Below are 13,885 nucleotides of genomic sequence, written 5' to 3'. Positions count from 1 at the left end.
GACAACGTAAAGATCCGCCTCTTCTTCCGCATTCTCGCCTCTTCCCGCTTCAATTTCGACCAGTCATCCTCTATTCTGAGCAGAGTTACCACTGGGTACTGGAAGACATAAATGAAACGGACAAAATCTATACATCACGCCTCGTTCCGCAAAAGCTGGAGCGCGCGCCATCTGACTCCTGTCGCCCTGGCAGTTACCGCTGTGTTTATGCTCGCGGGCTGTGAAAAGAGCGACGAAACGGTTTCGCTTTATCAGAACGCTGACGACTGCTCTGCAGCTAACCCGGGTAAAAGCGCCGAATGTACTACTGCGTTTAACAATGCGCTGAAAGAAGCTGAACGTACCGCGCCAAAATACGCCACTCGTGAAGACTGTATCGCTGAATTCGGCGAAGGCGAGTGCCAGCAGGCTCCTGCGCAAGCAGGTATGGCGCCGACCGGTGAAGGCCAGGCTCAGGCGCAGAATCAAAGCAGCGGCAGCTTCTGGATGCCGCTGATGGCGGGCTACATGATGGGCCGACTGATGGGCGGCGGAATGGGCGCTCAGCAACCGCTGTTCAGCTCGAAAAACCCAGCCAGCCCGGCTTACGGCAAATACACGGATGCCAGCGGTAAAAACTACGGTGCAGCAACGCCGGGTCGCACCATGACCGTACCGAAAACCGCTATGGCACCGAAACCTGCCACCACCTCTACCGTAACCCGCGGCGGATTTGGTGAGTCTGTGGCCAAACAGAGCACCATGCAGCGTAGCGCAAGCGGCACCACCACACGTTCAATGGGTGGCTGATCGTCATGGAAAGAGTCAGTATTGTTGAGCGCCCGGACTGGCGCGACAAAGCCACCGAATACGGTTTCAATTTTCACACGATGTACGGCGAGCCGTACTGGTGTGAAGACGCGTACTATAAGCTCACCCTTGCTCAGGTCGAAAAGCTGGAAGAGGTCACCGCAGAGCTGCATCAAATGTGCCTCAAGGTGGTGGAAAAGGTCATCGCCAGCGATGAGTTGATGACCAAGTTTCGCATTCCGAAGCATACCTGGGGCTTTGTCCGCCAGTCCTGGCAGACGCAGCAACCGTCGCTCTATTCACGTCTCGATCTGGCATGGGACGGCACGGGTGAACCCAAGCTTTTAGAAAACAACGCCGATACGCCAACCTCGCTGTACGAAGCCGCGTTTTTCCAGTGGATCTGGCTGGAAGATCAGCTCAATGCGGGCAACCTGCCGGAAGGCAGCGATCAGTTCAACAGTCTGCAGGAAAAACTGATCGAGCGTTTCACCGAGCTGCGTGAGCAGTATGGTTTTCAACTGCTTCATCTGACCTGCTGTCGTGATACGGTGGAAGATCGCGGTACGATCCAGTATCTACAGGATTGCGCGGCCGAAGCTGAGATCGCTACAGAATTCCTCTATGTAGAAGATATTGGTCTTGGTGAAAAAGGTCAGTTCACCGACATGCAGGATCAGGTAATCGCTAACCTGTTCAAGCTCTATCCATGGGAATTCATGCTGCGTGAAATGTTCTCCACCAAGCTGGAAGATGCTGGCGTTCGCTGGCTGGAACCGGCCTGGAAGAGCATTATCTCCAATAAAGCACTGTTGCCGCTGTTATGGGAAATGTTCCCGGACCATCCGAACCTGCTGCCAGCGTACTTCGCCGAAGACGATCATCCGCATATGGATAAATTCGTCGTCAAACCGATCTTCTCACGCGAGGGGGCTAACGTCTCCATTGTTGAGAACGGTAAAACGATCGAAGCAGTGGAAGGACCGTACGGTGAAGAAGGTATGATCGTGCAGGAGTTCCATCAGCTACCGAAGTTTGGCGACAGCTATATGCTGATTGGCAGCTGGCTGATCAACGATCAACCAGCCGGGATCGGCATTCGTGAAGACCGCGCGTTGATCACACAGGATCTGTCACGTTTCTATCCGCATATTTTTGTCGAATAATTGAGAGTGCCGGGTGGCGGCTCCGCCTTACCCGGCCTTCAGCATGAACTTATTGCCCGATAAGCGCAGTGCCATCGGGCATTCATCATCCAACCTGCACCGACAACATACTTAAACTTCCCATCTCAATACCATCTACCGGGATCGTGACAGACTCTTTACCGTCCCATGCCCCGAGTACATACAGCAGCGGCAGATAGTGATCCGGCGTCGGGTTTGATAACGATCCACCTTCATGATCGAGATAGTTCACCAATGGGTGCTGCTCAACCGGTCCCTGCCATGTCAGGTTTGCCTTAACATAATCATTGAATGAAGTCGCCCACGGATAAGGCGTGTTCTCACCGTGCCAGCGCGCAGTGCGCAGATTATGCACCACGTTACCACTGGCCACCAGCATAATGCCCTCATCACGCAGCGCCGCCAGCTTACGGCCCATCTCAAAATGCCATGCCGCGGGTTTGGTGCTATCAATGCTCAGTTGCACCATCGGAATATCCGCATTCGGGTACATCTTGATCAGCACGCCCCAGGAACCGTGGTCAAAACCCCAGGCTTCTTTGTCCAGGGTCACAGGCACTGGAGCAAGTAAGTCAACCAGATGCTGCGCCAGTTCAGGAGAACCAGGAGCCGGGTAATGGGTGTCATATAATGCTTGCGGAAAACCGCCAAAATCGTGGATCGTTTTGGGGGCTTCCATCGCAGTCACACCCGTTCCACGGGTGAACCAGTGCGCCGAGACCACCACAATGGCTTTCGGACGCGGCAACGTTTCCCCCAGTTGCTGCCAGGCACGGGTATAAACGTTATCTTCCAGAACATTCATCGGGCTACCGTGGCCCAAAAACAATGCTGGCATACGAGTTGAAGACATGATGATATCCTTACTGAGGGAGTCATTTTGATACCACCACAATACGCTTATTCGGTTGATGAAGAACTCAGATAACCATGATGAAGATCATCAGTTATTTTGACGATCCAACCCGGACAGCAGATTGATAAGGAGTTTTATTTGTCGATGTCAGTACCTTTACTTCTGACTTTACTGGCAGGTGCCGCCACGTTTATCGGCGCATTTCTCGGCGTGTTAGGGCAAAAACCGTCTAACCGCGTTCTCGCCTTTTCTTTAGGCTTCGCCGCCGGGATTATGCTACTGATCTCCCTTATGGAGATGCTACCTGCTGCGCTGGCCGCTGAAGGTATGTCGCCAGTGCTGGGCTACGGAATGTTTATCGTCGGCTTACTGGGCTACTTTGGTCTGGACCGTCTATTGCCGCACGCGCACCCTCAGGATCTGGTACAAAAAACAACGCAGCCTCTACCCGGCTCTATTAAACGCACCGCGATTTTATTAACGCTCGGCATCAGCCTGCACAACTTTCCTGAAGGGATTGCGACGTTTGTTACCGCCAGTAGCAACCTTGAGCTGGGCTTTGGTATTGCCCTCGCCGTTGCATTGCACAATATTCCTGAAGGATTAGCGGTGGCGGGTCCCGTCTATGCCGCCACAGGCTCCAAACGTACGGCGATATTCTGGGCAGGGATTTCAGGTATGGCAGAAATACTGGGCGGCGTACTGGCGTGGTTAATTCTCGGTAGCCTTATATCACCGGTGGTGATGGCGGCAATAATGGCGGCTGTCGCAGGTATTATGGTGGCGCTGTCCGTCGATGAATTGATGCCGTTGGCAAAAGAGATCGATCCCAATAATAATCCCAGCTATGGGGTGTTATGTGGAATGTCGGTGATGGGGTTAAGCCTCGTCATCCTCCAGTCGATGGGAATCGGATAATCCAGAGGGCGGATGCCACTCTGCAAATTTACAGCATCCGCTCATCCATAGCAGAATATGAAGGACTAATCCTGTTCCTTAATCGCGCTGTTATCTTCACCAGAACGGCGAAAGAGTTTGTTTCGCGCTTCAAGTAAGGCATCTCTGTCCTGGCGGAATGCCCGACAATAACGTTTCATATGACAATAATAACCCACCGCAACGAGTGCAATTAATACAATCCAATACCAGGCAATAAACATTCTTCTACCCTTAAAATTTAACATCATTAAACATTTAACGTTAAAATTTTACACAACCTTATTCTGACATACTCATATAGTGGCATATTTCAGAAACAAATATATGATTTCGATCATATAAATCAGCGGCTAAGCTATTAGCCAAACTCGTTATAAACAATTAAAACAATGTCGACAAGATCACACTACGCAATAATAAATATTGTTCTTAAAATATCGCACTCATACTATCCAGAAAATAATAAAAATTAGCTCCTGCAGAATAATACATTTCATCAACATTAATTAATACATTGTGAAATGTAGCATTAGTAATACCATTTTATTTTATCAAAATAGTAAAAACATAATATATTCAGCAAAATTATATTTATAGGTAATATAAGGAGATATATCCATGTTTACACAATACCGAAAAACACTTCTGGCTGGGACTCTGGCACTGACATTTGGATTGGCAGCAGGAAACTCTCTTGCCGCTGGTTTTCAACCGGCCCAGCCTGCAGGAAAATTGGGCGCAATAGTAGTTGACCCTTATGGAAATGCCCCGCTTACTGCGCTGGTTGAATTAGATAGCCACGTTATTTCAGATGTTAAAGTTACCGTCCATGGTAAAGGTGAAAAAGGCGTTCCGGTGACTTATACCGTCGGCAAAGAGTCGCTCGCCACGTACGATGGCATTCCTATTTTTGGCCTTTATCAAAAGTTCGCAAATAAGGTAACCGTTGAATATAAAGAAAATGGCAAAACCATGAAAGATGATTACGTGGTGCAAACATCCGCTATCGTTAATCACTATATGGATAACCGCTCTATATCTGATTTACAGCAAACAAAAGTGATTAAAGTAGCACCGGGTTTTGAAGATCGCCTTTATCTGGTGAATACCCATACCTTTACCCCGCAGGGTGCAGAATTCCACTGGCATGGTGAAAAAGATAAAAATGCCGGCATCCTGGATGCGGGTCCGGCTGGCGGCGCACTCCCTTTTGATATCGCACCCTTTACCTTTGTCGTCGATACGGAAGGCGAATATCGGTGGTGGCTGGATCAGGACACCTTCTATGACGGCCACGACATGGATATCAACAAGCGCGGCTACCTGATGGGTATTCGTGAGACACCGCGCGGCACATTCACCGCCGTACAAGGCCAGCACTGGTATGAATTCGATATGCTGGGCCAGATTCTGGCCGACCATAAACTACCGCGCGGATTCATGGATGCATCACATGAATCGATCGAAACGGTCAATAACACTGTATTGCTGCGCGTAGGTAAACGCGACTATCGCAAAGAGGATGGTCTTCACGTGCATACCATCCGCGACCAGATTATTGAAGTCGATAAATCTGGACGTGTTGTTGACGTGTGGGATCTAACCAAAATTCTCGACCCGATGCGTGACGCGCTGCTGGGTGCGCTGGACGCAGGCGCGGTATGCGTCAACGTGGATCTCGCTCACGCAGGCCAACAGGCGAAACTGGAGCCAGATACCCCCTATGGTGACGCCCTCGGCGTTGGTGCGGGCCGTAACTGGGCTCACGTCAACTCCATTGCCTATGACGCTAAAGATGACTCCATCATTCTTTCTTCCCGCCATCAGGGTGTCGTCAAAATCGGTCGCGATAAACAGGTGAAATGGATTCTGGCACCGTCTAAAGGCTGGAATAAGTCGCTGGCAAGCAAATTGTTAAAACCGGTTGATGATAAGGGCAATGCGCTGAAGTGTGATGAAAACGGTAAGTGCGAGAATACTGATTTCGATTTTACCTACACCCAACACACCGCCTGGCTCTCCAGCAAAGGAACGCTAACCATCTTTGACAATGGCGATGGGCGTGGACTCGAACAACCGGCGCTACCAACAATGAAATATTCCCGGTTCGTCGAATATAAAATTGACGAGAAAAAAGGAACCGTTCAGCAAATTTGGGAGTACGGGAAAGAGCGCGGTTATGATTTCTACAGTCCTATCACGTCGGTAATTGAATATCAAAAAGACCGCGACACCATGTTTGGATTTGGTGGTTCTATTAATTTATTTGACGTTGGACAGCCAACCACCGGCAAAATCAACGAAATTGACTACAAAACAAAAGAAGTCAAAGTCGAAATTGATGTCCTTTCCGATAAACCAAACCAAACGCACTACCGCGCATTACTGGTTCGCCCACAACAAATGTTTAAATAGTATCGTTAGATTAAGGATTAATTATGTCATCTAAATGGATTACTTCATTATTTAAAAGCGTGGTATTAACGGCGGCGCTGGTAACACCATTTGCAGCATCGGCTTTTACTGAAGGTACTGACTATATGGTGCTGGAGAAACCGATTCCCAATGCTGATAAAACGTTGATCAAAGTATTCAGCTATGCCTGCCCATTCTGCTACAAATATGATAAAGCCGTGACCGGCCCGGTGTCAGAAAAAGTTGCCGATCTCGTCGCCTTCACACCTTTTCATCTCGAGACCAAAGGAGAATACGGTAAACAGGCCAGTGAAGTATTTGCAGTAATGATTGCGAAGGATCAGGCCGCAGGGGTCTCATTGTTTGACGCCAAATCACAGTTCAAAAAAGCCAAGTTTGCTTACTACACTGCCTACCACGACAAGAAGGAACGCTGGTCTGACGGTAAAGATCCCGCTTCATTCATCAAAACAGGGCTGGATGCTGCGGGTATGAGTCAAGCAGACTTCGAGAACGCCTTAAAAGAACCCGTAGTTCAGGAGACCTTGGAAAAATGGAAAGCGGCCTATGATGTTGCCAAAATCCAGGGGGTTCCGGCTTACGTCGTCAATGGTAAGTACCTGATCTACACCAAAAGCATCAAATCGATTGATTCCATGGCTGAGCTTGTCAGAGAGCTGGCGACAAAATAAACAGGGAACCGGCTATGGATTTTATCAAAGGATTGTGGCGAGACTTATTTACCGCACCGGTTGATACCCTGGTGAGATGGCAGGAGCGTCGCTTTTTGTGGTTGCTAATGGCTTGTGCCATGGGTGGGTTAATTATTCTGGCGCACTCGTTCTTCCAAATCTATCTCTACATGGCCCCTTGCGAGCAATGTGTATACATCCGCTTTGCCATGTTTGTGATGGTTTTCGGTGGGCTGATCGCGGCAATAAACCCTAAAAACCTCATCCTAAAACTGGTCGGCTGCATTGCGGCATTTTATGGCAGCATTATGGGCATTAAGTTTTCAATCAAACTTAATGGCATCCATTATGCAGTACATAACCCGGACCCGGATTCACTCTTTGGTGTACAGGGATGTTCCACCGATCCGACATTCCCTTTCAATTTGCCGCTGGCAAACTGGGCTCCAGAATGGTTTAAGCCCACTGGAGATTGCGGCTATGACGCACCTGTCGTTCCCGATGGCGTAGCGGTCAGCAGTACGCAAAAGTGGTTTGTCGATCTGTACCAGCAGTCCGAAGGCTGGTATCTGCTCCCGCCATGGCATTTTATGAATATGGCGCAGGCCTGCCTGCTCGCCTTTGGTTTGTGTTTAGTGCTGTTGCTGGTAATGAGCGGAGCCTGGGCACTTAAACTGGCCAGAAAAAAATAGCCAGGCCGCAATAACAAAAAACCGAAGCCAGAAAACTGACTTCGGTTTTTTTATCCCTACCACGGTTGTCGCGGTAGTCAGCAATTAGCTGGCTTTGCGCTCATGCGCCTGACGGTAAGCCACCAGGTCTTCGATAGTAACCACAGCCATATTATGCTTACCGGCAAATTCGATGCATTCTGGCGCACGCGCCATGGTGCCATCGTCATTGGTCAGTTCGCACAGCACACCCGCCGGTTTAAACCCTGCCAGCGTCATCAGGTCGATGGTTGCTTCAGTATGACCACCGCGGGTCAACACGCCACCTGCCTGAGCACGCAGCGGGAAAACGTGCCCCGGACGGTTAAGATCGGAAGGTTTAGCGCCATCCTTAATTGCCGCACGTACCGTAGTAACACGGTCTGCAGCGGAAACGCCGGTGGTCACGCCTTCTGCGGCTTCAATGGTCACGGTAAAACCGGTACCGTAAGCGCTGGTGTTGTTTTCCACCATCATTGGCAGATCGAGCTGTTTGCGTCGGTCTTCAGTGATGCATAGGCATACAATACCGCTACCGTGACGGATGGTCAGCGCCATCTGTTCAACAGTCATGGTTTCTGCCGGGAAAATCATATCGCCTTCGTTTTCACGGTCTTCGTCGTCAAGCACCATTACACCGCGTCCTTCACGCAGCGCAGACAGCGCATGTTCAACACGTTCGAAAGGCGTACCAAAAGAGGAAAGTAGCGTCTGATTCATGGTAAAAAAACCTCACTAAAATTATGGTTACCAGAATCAGGGCAGTCTTAGGAGTACCGTCTAAGCGGCAAAAAAATAACGTGAGCGGGTCCATGCCCGACTGGATCGTTACTCTCTCCCATCCGGACTCTAACCGTCGGCCCCGGAATTACACCGGATCTGCTGACCTTTTTGCCGTAACAAAAAGCGCTCGCGGGCTTTCAACATCAGTTGATTTACCGCCGGTGGGGAATTTCGCCCCGCCCTGAGAATAAGCGGGTTAACTATAACGCTATTGATTACCTTCATCAACGCCTTTACTCGTCTTAGCTTCACACAATTCTGGTTTATGCCTGTGCCAGTTCGCACTACAATAGGCAGCAACACGTACCAGTTCAGGGAAACCACAATGATTGACCCGAAAAAAATTGAGCAGATTGCTCGTCAGGTTCACGAGTCGATGCCGAAAGGGATCCGCGAGTTTGGCGAAGACGTCGAGAAGAAAATTCGTCAAACGCTGCAGTCACAGCTGACCCGTCTGGATCTGGTAAGCCGCGAAGAATTCGATGTACAGACTCAGGTTTTATTGCGCACGCGCGAAAAGCTGGCGATGCTTGAGCAACGTCTGACTGAGCTTGAATCACGTGATAAAACGGCAGAAATTAAACCTGCCCCCGCGATCCCGTCAGTCGATCCGCAAGAGTAAAAACGACAACGGGCCGCAAGGCCCGTTTTTCTGTTAGTGTTCCAGTTCTAGCTTCCTGGCTTCCGTCGCCTGCTGGCAGTACAGCGCATAGCGTTTGCAAAACCAGCTACGATGTTCTTCATCCATGTTCCCGGTTATTGCCTGGATATCAATGGGATGGCCCTCAGCCTGCATCCTGGCAAAACTACGGGCCAGGAAATCGAAATTGTTTAGTGAATACATATTGCTGTTCATGAGCATACCCTCCAGTTATTGAATATCTGCTAAGGCCATATGCTTTTTCTAATTTCAGTATTTCCCTGGATACGAAGTTATTCTGTACATATTGTGCGCAAAACTACTGCGCGGGTTCACAGTTTCCTATGAAATCTAAGAAGGCTTGAAGTATGGCGGGTATATCAGGGAAAGAGGCGCAGCGGCTGAAGAATAAAGCGAAAAAAAGCCGGATTGTGACGCGCAAACGTCTTATCCGGCCTGTAATCGGTACATCCTGTAAGCCTGAAGGAACTTCGCTTATCCGGCTATCAGGTCAGGGTTCACTTATCGCTGTCTTTCTGGATCTTCTTGATGATATTAGTCGTGGAGCAGCCATCTTCGAAGTTCAGCACCAGCACTTCACCGCCGTTCGCCCACACCTCTTCACTGCCCGCAATCTGCTCCGGCTTATAGTCGCCGCCTTTGACCAGCAGATCCGGCAGAATGCCAGCAATCAGACGCTGCGGCGTATCTTCTTCAAAAGAGACCACCCAGTCGACAGATTCCAGCGCGCCCAGTACGATCATACGCTGTTCCAGCGGGTTGACCGGACGCGTTTCACCTTTCAGACGTTTGGTCGAAGCATCGCTGTTGACCGCCACGATCAGGCGATCGCCCAGCTTGCGCGCATTCGCCAGATAGGAAACATGGCCCGCATGCAGGATGTCGAACACACCGTTGGTCATTACCACTTTCTCGCCGCGCTTGCGGGCGCTGGCAACGGCCTGTTTCAGCTCAGATTCGCTCATCACGCCAAAGCCAGTATCAGCCCGACCGCGCACGGCGTTTTCCAGCTCGATCGGTGAAACGGTAGAGGTCCCCAGCTTACCAACGACAACACCGGCTGCGGCGTTAGCAAAATAGCACGCCTCTTCCAGTGAGTTACCCGCCGCCAGCGTCGCCGCCAGCACGCCAATAACCGTATCGCCTGCACCGGTCACGTCATACACTTCCTGCGCCTGCGTCGGCATATGCAGCGGCGATTTGCCCGGTTGCAGTAACGTCATCCCCTGCTCGGATCGCGTGATCAGCAGTGCGGAAAGATCGAAATCAGCAATCACTTTCATGCCGCGTTCAACCAGTTCATCTTCGCTTTTGCACTTGCCCGCCACCGCTTCAAACTCAGACAGGTTCGGCGTCAGCAGCGTTGCGCCACGGTAGCGTTCAAAATCGGTTCCTTTCGGATCGATAAGCACCGGCACCCCAGCCTTACGCGCCAGAGCAATCATCTGCTGCACGCTTGCCAACGCGCCTTTGGCGTAGTCGGAGAGCACCAGAGCACCGATAGAACCCAGCGCCTGGTTAATACGCTCGTGCAGCGGCTGCGGATCCACACCTTCAAAACCTTCTTCGAAATCCAAGCGAATCAGCTGCTGATTGCGGGAAAGCACGCGCAGTTTGGTGATCGTCGGATGGGTCGGCACGGATACGAAATCGCATTTTACGTTTACATCCGTCAGCGTTTTGCTCAGCGCACGCGCCGCGTCGTCAATACCGGTCAGGCCCACCAGGCGCGAATTCGCTCCCAGAGAGGCAATGTTCATCGCCACGTTTGCTGCACCACCGGGACGTTCTTCGATGGTATCCACTTTTACCACCGGAACAGGCGCTTCAGGTGAAATACGGCTGGTAGGACCGTACCAGTAGCGATCCAGCATCACATCACCGACAACCATGACTCCTGCACGTTCAAACTCTGGCAGAGTTACTTTCATTCCTGTCTCCTGAGAGATTCTCTGAGTGTCTTAAAATTTGCGCGCGATAATAGCACACTTCACTCGGCACCCAGCCACTTCTGCCAGCTGTCACGCACCAGTGTACGTTCAGCGTCGAAGTGCTCCGGCGCCACATGGCCCGGAAGTTCCTGCAATGCAAGATGGTGAAGTTCATCACGCAACGTCGTATAAGCACGGGTAAGCGCCAGCGCTTCCTGCTCGTCCATAATGTCGTTTTGCGCCAGTAATTCCAGAATGCGCACGTTATCCGACCAGCGCGTCAGCTTCGGTTTTTCATGCGCATAGCGCAGCACCAGATACTGCGTAATAAACTCAATATCTGTGATGCCGCCTTCATCCGCTTTGATATCAAAACGATCGCGATGCTTATTACCCAAATGGGCACGCATTTTCTCACGCATTTCGCGCACCTCGGTCTGCAAGGTTTTCCCATCACGGACGAGGGTCATGATATCGCGACGAATCGCATCAAACTGAGAGGTCAACTGCGGGTCGCCGTACACTACGCGAGCACGCACCAGCGCCTGATGCTCCCATGTCCAGGCTTCGTTACGCTGATAATCGGCGAAAGCGTCAGCTGATGTCACCAGCATCCCCGCCGCCCCTGACGGACGCAAACGCGCATCCACTTCGTATAAAATACCGGACGAAGTACGGGTACTAAAGAGGTGCATAATGCGCTGCGCCAGACGCAGATAGAACTGTCGCCCGTCAATCTCACGCTCACCGTCCGTCATCACGTCCATCGGACAGTCATGCAGGAAGATCAAATCGAGATCCGAGCTGTACCCCAGTTCCCAGCCGCCCAGCTTGCCATAACCGACGACGGCAAAACCACGCCCCTCGCGTTCGCTAAGATGAGTGGGTTGACCGTAGCGCGCGACCATCTGCGTCCACGCCTGCTGGACTACCGCATCAATAATAGCTTCCGCCAGCCAGGTTAAATGGTCGCTCACCTTCATCACCGGCAGTGTACCGGCGATATCAGCCGCGGCAATACGCAGTAGCTGCGTTTGCTTAAACTGGCGCAGAGCCTCCAGTTGCTGCTCTTCATCATCTTCAGGCACGCGCAGCAAATACTGGCGCAGCTCATCACGGTAGGCGTCCGTCGCGGTGGGTTGATACAGGGTGTTCGGATCCAGCAGTTCATCGAGCAACAGCGGATACCGCGCCAGCTGGCTGGCGACCATCGGCGAGGCCGCACAGAGCGATATCAGATGCTTCAGCGCCCCGGGGAATTCGCTTAGTAGTTCCAGATAGGTCGTACGGGTAACAATCCCCACCAGCAGAGGGGTAATGCGCGACAGCGGGACTGAGGCGTCGTCACGCGTACAGACATCGCTCAGCAGATGCGGCATTAAATGGTCCAGCACCTGGCGTCCGCGTGGGCCAATAGTGCGTTTATCCAGCTCTTTGCGGAAATCGGCTATCAGAGACAGCACGCGCCGACGATCGTCATCCGCCAGATGCGTCAGCACCGGCGTGGTGTCATCTTCCTGTAATGCATCCTGCCACAGTTCGCGCCACTGTTCTGAGAGCGACTCTTCCTGAGTTTCGGCCTCGTCATCGCCAATCAGCTCGTTAAATACCCGGCGTACGTTGTCCATATGATTGGCCAGCACATCAGTTAATTGCTGCCAGTCATCAACGTTCATCCCCCACGCCAGCCGCGCGCGATTCAGTTCATCGCCTGGCAGCGTTTGGGTCTGTTCATCATTGATGCTTTGCAGCAGGTTTTCCAGGCGGCGTAAATAGAGATAGGCTGCTCGCAGTTGTTCCGTATCGGTATCAGACAGCAGGTGCAGCGCATTGATGGCGCTAAGCGTCGGTAACAGCGAGCGGGATTGCAGCGACGGCTCGCGCCCACCGCGAATAAGCTGGAATACCTGCACGATAAATTCAATTTCGCGAATACCGCCCGCCCCCAGCTTGATGTTGTCTTTCAGACCACGGCGGCGCACTTCACGCGCAATCATCCCTTTCATGTTACGCAACGACTGGATCACGCTGAAATCAATATAGCGACGGAAAACAAAAGGCCGCAGCATGGCACGAAGCTCGCTGACGTAAGTGCCGTCGGCATCGCCCATAATGCGGGCTTTGACCATCGCATAGCGTTCCCAGTCGCGCCCTTGCTCCTGGTAATAATCCTCCAGCGCAGAGAAGCTCAGTACCAACGGACCGCTGTCGCCAAACGGGCGTAAACGCATATCCACCCGATAGACAAACCCATCCATTGTGGGCTGATCTAATACCTTGATGAGCCGCTGGCCCATACGGGTAAAGAATTGGGCGTTATCCAGCTCGCGGCGCCCGCCCTGTGTGCTGCCATGTTCTGGCCAGGCAAAAATCAGATCGATATCGGAGGAAAAATTCAGCTCGCCGCCACCCAGTTTCCCCATGCCTAAAATCAGCAGCGGCTGCGCCACACCTTCAGGATTACAGGGCGTACCCCATTCGCGACAGCAGGCGGCGTATAACCAGTCACGCGCGGCGACGATCAACGTTTCAGCCAGATGGCTTAGCTGCTGCAAAATACTCTCTTCGGTCACCAGCGACAGCGTCTGTGCCCAGGCGATACGCACCATAATGCGACGGCGAAACAGGCGTAACTCACGCATCAGCGTGTTTTCGTCACTAACGTCAGCCAATGCTTGCTGTAACCAGTCGGCATAGTGTTGCCATTCATCTGCCAGGGGTGGGGTGCTTTCCAGCTCAGCCAGCCATTCGGGATGGGCAATAATGCTGTCACGGACAAAATCACTGAATGTAAGTACTGACTTCGCCTGAACGCTAAGCGAGGACTCAGATATTGCTGCTGGCAGCCGCTCAACAACGGTCGGCCAGTACTGCTGTAACGGTGAAGAGAGCTGCTTCATTTACGGGTTATCCTTTGAATGG

Annotated in this window: 13 protein-coding genes and 1 riboswitch; of the genes, 7 read left to right on the top strand and 6 right to left on the bottom strand. The window is 51.7% G+C overall.

All coding sequences use genetic code 11. From position 1 onward, the window contains the following. The first annotated feature begins 111 nt into the window (after positions 1 to 111). Together IB222_RS03330 and IB222_RS03325 are read left to right on the top strand one after the other, a co-directional pair. Complete coding sequence (locus IB222_RS03330) at positions 112 to 789, top strand: DUF1190 family protein (protein WP_149384537.1); 678 nt, start codon at positions 112 to 114, stop codon at positions 787 to 789. A 5-nt stretch (positions 790 to 794) separates the two neighbouring features. Then, entirely contained in the window at positions 795 to 1,955 is a 1,161-nt protein-coding gene (locus IB222_RS03325; RefSeq protein WP_149384536.1) for a glutathionylspermidine synthase family protein, read from the top strand. Positions 1,956 to 2,040: 85 nt separating this feature from the next. Here IB222_RS03325 and ygiD read toward each other — a convergent pair whose 3' ends face one another. Further along, the gene (ygiD, locus tag IB222_RS03320; protein WP_003828413.1) at positions 2,041 to 2,829 is read right to left on the bottom strand and encodes a 4,5-DOPA dioxygenase extradiol; all 789 of its coding nucleotides are present in this window, start codon (positions 2,827 to 2,829) and stop codon (positions 2,041 to 2,043) included. Positions 2,830 to 2,976: 147 nt separating this feature from the next. Between ygiD and zupT the strand changes: the two genes are divergently transcribed. Then, entirely contained in the window at positions 2,977 to 3,750 is a 774-nt protein-coding gene (gene zupT / locus IB222_RS03315) for a zinc transporter ZupT (protein ID WP_003024600.1), read from the top strand. Positions 3,751 to 3,815: 65 nt separating this feature from the next. Here zupT and IB222_RS03310 read toward each other — a convergent pair whose 3' ends face one another. Continuing rightward, entirely contained in the window at positions 3,816 to 3,992 is a 177-nt protein-coding gene (locus tag IB222_RS03310) for a hypothetical protein (protein ID WP_003828416.1), read from the bottom strand. 397 nt (positions 3,993 to 4,389) lie between these two features. On the opposite strand from IB222_RS03310, the gene IB222_RS03305 reads away from it, so the two are divergent. From IB222_RS03305 to dsbI, 3 genes are read left to right on the top strand one after another with little or no spacing between them, the layout of a single operon-like run. Beyond that, a complete protein-coding gene (locus IB222_RS03305; protein WP_003828419.1) occupies positions 4,390 to 6,186 on the top strand; it encodes an aryl-sulfate sulfotransferase in 1,797 nt (598 codons plus the stop codon). Positions 6,187 to 6,209: 23 nt separating this feature from the next. Continuing rightward, entirely contained in the window at positions 6,210 to 6,878 is a 669-nt protein-coding gene (locus IB222_RS03300; RefSeq protein WP_063941833.1) for a thiol:disulfide interchange protein DsbA/DsbL, read from the top strand. A 14-nt stretch (positions 6,879 to 6,892) separates the two neighbouring features. Further along, positions 6,893 to 7,570, top strand: coding sequence for a protein-disulfide oxidoreductase DsbI (dsbI, locus tag IB222_RS03295; protein ID WP_149384535.1), 678 nt, complete (start codon positions 6,893 to 6,895; stop codon positions 7,568 to 7,570). An 84-nt stretch (positions 7,571 to 7,654) separates the two neighbouring features. On the opposite strand, the gene ribB is transcribed toward dsbI, so the two are convergent. Then, on the bottom strand, positions 7,655 to 8,308 hold the full coding sequence (gene ribB, locus IB222_RS03290) for a 3,4-dihydroxy-2-butanone-4-phosphate synthase (protein ID WP_003828424.1): 654 nt from the start codon (positions 8,306 to 8,308) through the stop codon (positions 7,655 to 7,657). A 106-nt stretch (positions 8,309 to 8,414) separates the two neighbouring features. Then, positions 8,415 to 8,564, bottom strand: a riboswitch (FMN riboswitch). 132 nt (positions 8,565 to 8,696) lie between these two features. Between ribB and ubiK the strand changes: the two genes are divergently transcribed. Further along, entirely contained in the window at positions 8,697 to 8,993 is a 297-nt protein-coding gene (gene ubiK, locus IB222_RS03285; RefSeq protein ID WP_003828426.1) for a ubiquinone biosynthesis accessory factor UbiK, read from the top strand. Positions 8,994 to 9,026: 33 nt separating this feature from the next. Here ubiK and glgS read toward each other — a convergent pair whose 3' ends face one another. The 3 genes from glgS to glnE all read right to left on the bottom strand — a co-directional run bounded on the left by glgS (position 9,027) and on the right by glnE (position 13,863). Continuing rightward, on the bottom strand, positions 9,027 to 9,233 hold the full coding sequence (gene glgS / locus IB222_RS03280) for a cell surface composition regulator GlgS (RefSeq protein WP_008785836.1): 207 nt from the start codon (positions 9,231 to 9,233) through the stop codon (positions 9,027 to 9,029). A gap of 296 nt (positions 9,234 to 9,529) precedes the next feature. Then, positions 9,530 to 10,963 (bottom strand): bifunctional D-glycero-beta-D-manno-heptose-7-phosphate kinase/D-glycero-beta-D-manno-heptose 1-phosphate adenylyltransferase HldE, encoded by a 1,434-nt coding sequence (hldE, locus tag IB222_RS03275; protein WP_003828429.1) that lies wholly within the window; start codon positions 10,961 to 10,963, stop codon positions 9,530 to 9,532. 59 nt (positions 10,964 to 11,022) lie between these two features. Continuing rightward, positions 11,023 to 13,863: a bifunctional [glutamate--ammonia ligase]-adenylyl-L-tyrosine phosphorylase/[glutamate--ammonia-ligase] adenylyltransferase gene (gene glnE, locus IB222_RS03270; RefSeq protein ID WP_149281957.1), complete on the bottom strand. Its 2,841-nt coding sequence runs from the start codon at positions 13,861 to 13,863 to the stop codon at positions 11,023 to 11,025. Between the last annotated feature and the right edge of the window lie 22 nt (positions 13,864 to 13,885).

The sequence above is a fragment of the Citrobacter sp. C13 genome (assembly GCF_014596815.2).
GTDB classification, from domain to species: Bacteria; Pseudomonadota; Gammaproteobacteria; order Enterobacterales; family Enterobacteriaceae; genus Citrobacter; species Citrobacter portucalensis.
This window is presented reverse-complemented; position numbering and strand designations above follow the sequence as displayed.

Excerpts from the sequence above, each read along its gene's own strand:
- IB222_RS03330 (WP_149384537.1), top strand. The coding sequence starts at position 112 with ATGAAACGGACAAAATCTATACATCACGCCTCGTTCCGCAAAAGCTGG.
- IB222_RS03325 (WP_149384536.1), top strand. The coding sequence starts at position 795 with ATGGAAAGAGTCAGTATTGTTGAGCGCCCGGACTGGCGCGACAAAGCC.
- ygiD (WP_003828413.1), bottom strand. The coding sequence starts at position 2,829 with ATGTCTTCAACTCGTATGCCAGCATTGTTTTTGGGCCACGGTAGCCCG.
- zupT (WP_003024600.1), top strand. The coding sequence starts at position 2,977 with ATGTCAGTACCTTTACTTCTGACTTTACTGGCAGGTGCCGCCACGTTT.
- IB222_RS03310 (WP_003828416.1), bottom strand. The coding sequence starts at position 3,992 with ATGTTTATTGCCTGGTATTGGATTGTATTAATTGCACTCGTTGCGGTG.
- IB222_RS03305 (WP_003828419.1), top strand. The coding sequence starts at position 4,390 with ATGTTTACACAATACCGAAAAACACTTCTGGCTGGGACTCTGGCACTG.
- IB222_RS03300 (WP_063941833.1), top strand. The coding sequence starts at position 6,210 with ATGTCATCTAAATGGATTACTTCATTATTTAAAAGCGTGGTATTAACG.
- dsbI (WP_149384535.1), top strand. The coding sequence starts at position 6,893 with ATGGATTTTATCAAAGGATTGTGGCGAGACTTATTTACCGCACCGGTT.
- ribB (WP_003828424.1), bottom strand. The coding sequence starts at position 8,308 with ATGAATCAGACGCTACTTTCCTCTTTTGGTACGCCTTTCGAACGTGTT.
- ubiK (WP_003828426.1), top strand. The coding sequence starts at position 8,697 with ATGATTGACCCGAAAAAAATTGAGCAGATTGCTCGTCAGGTTCACGAG.
- glgS (WP_008785836.1), bottom strand. The coding sequence starts at position 9,233 with ATGCTCATGAACAGCAATATGTATTCACTAAACAATTTCGATTTCCTG.
- hldE (WP_003828429.1), bottom strand. The coding sequence starts at position 10,963 with ATGAAAGTAACTCTGCCAGAGTTTGAACGTGCAGGAGTCATGGTTGTC.
- glnE (WP_149281957.1), bottom strand. The coding sequence starts at position 13,863 with ATGAAGCAGCTCTCTTCACCGTTACAGCAGTACTGGCCGACCGTTGTT.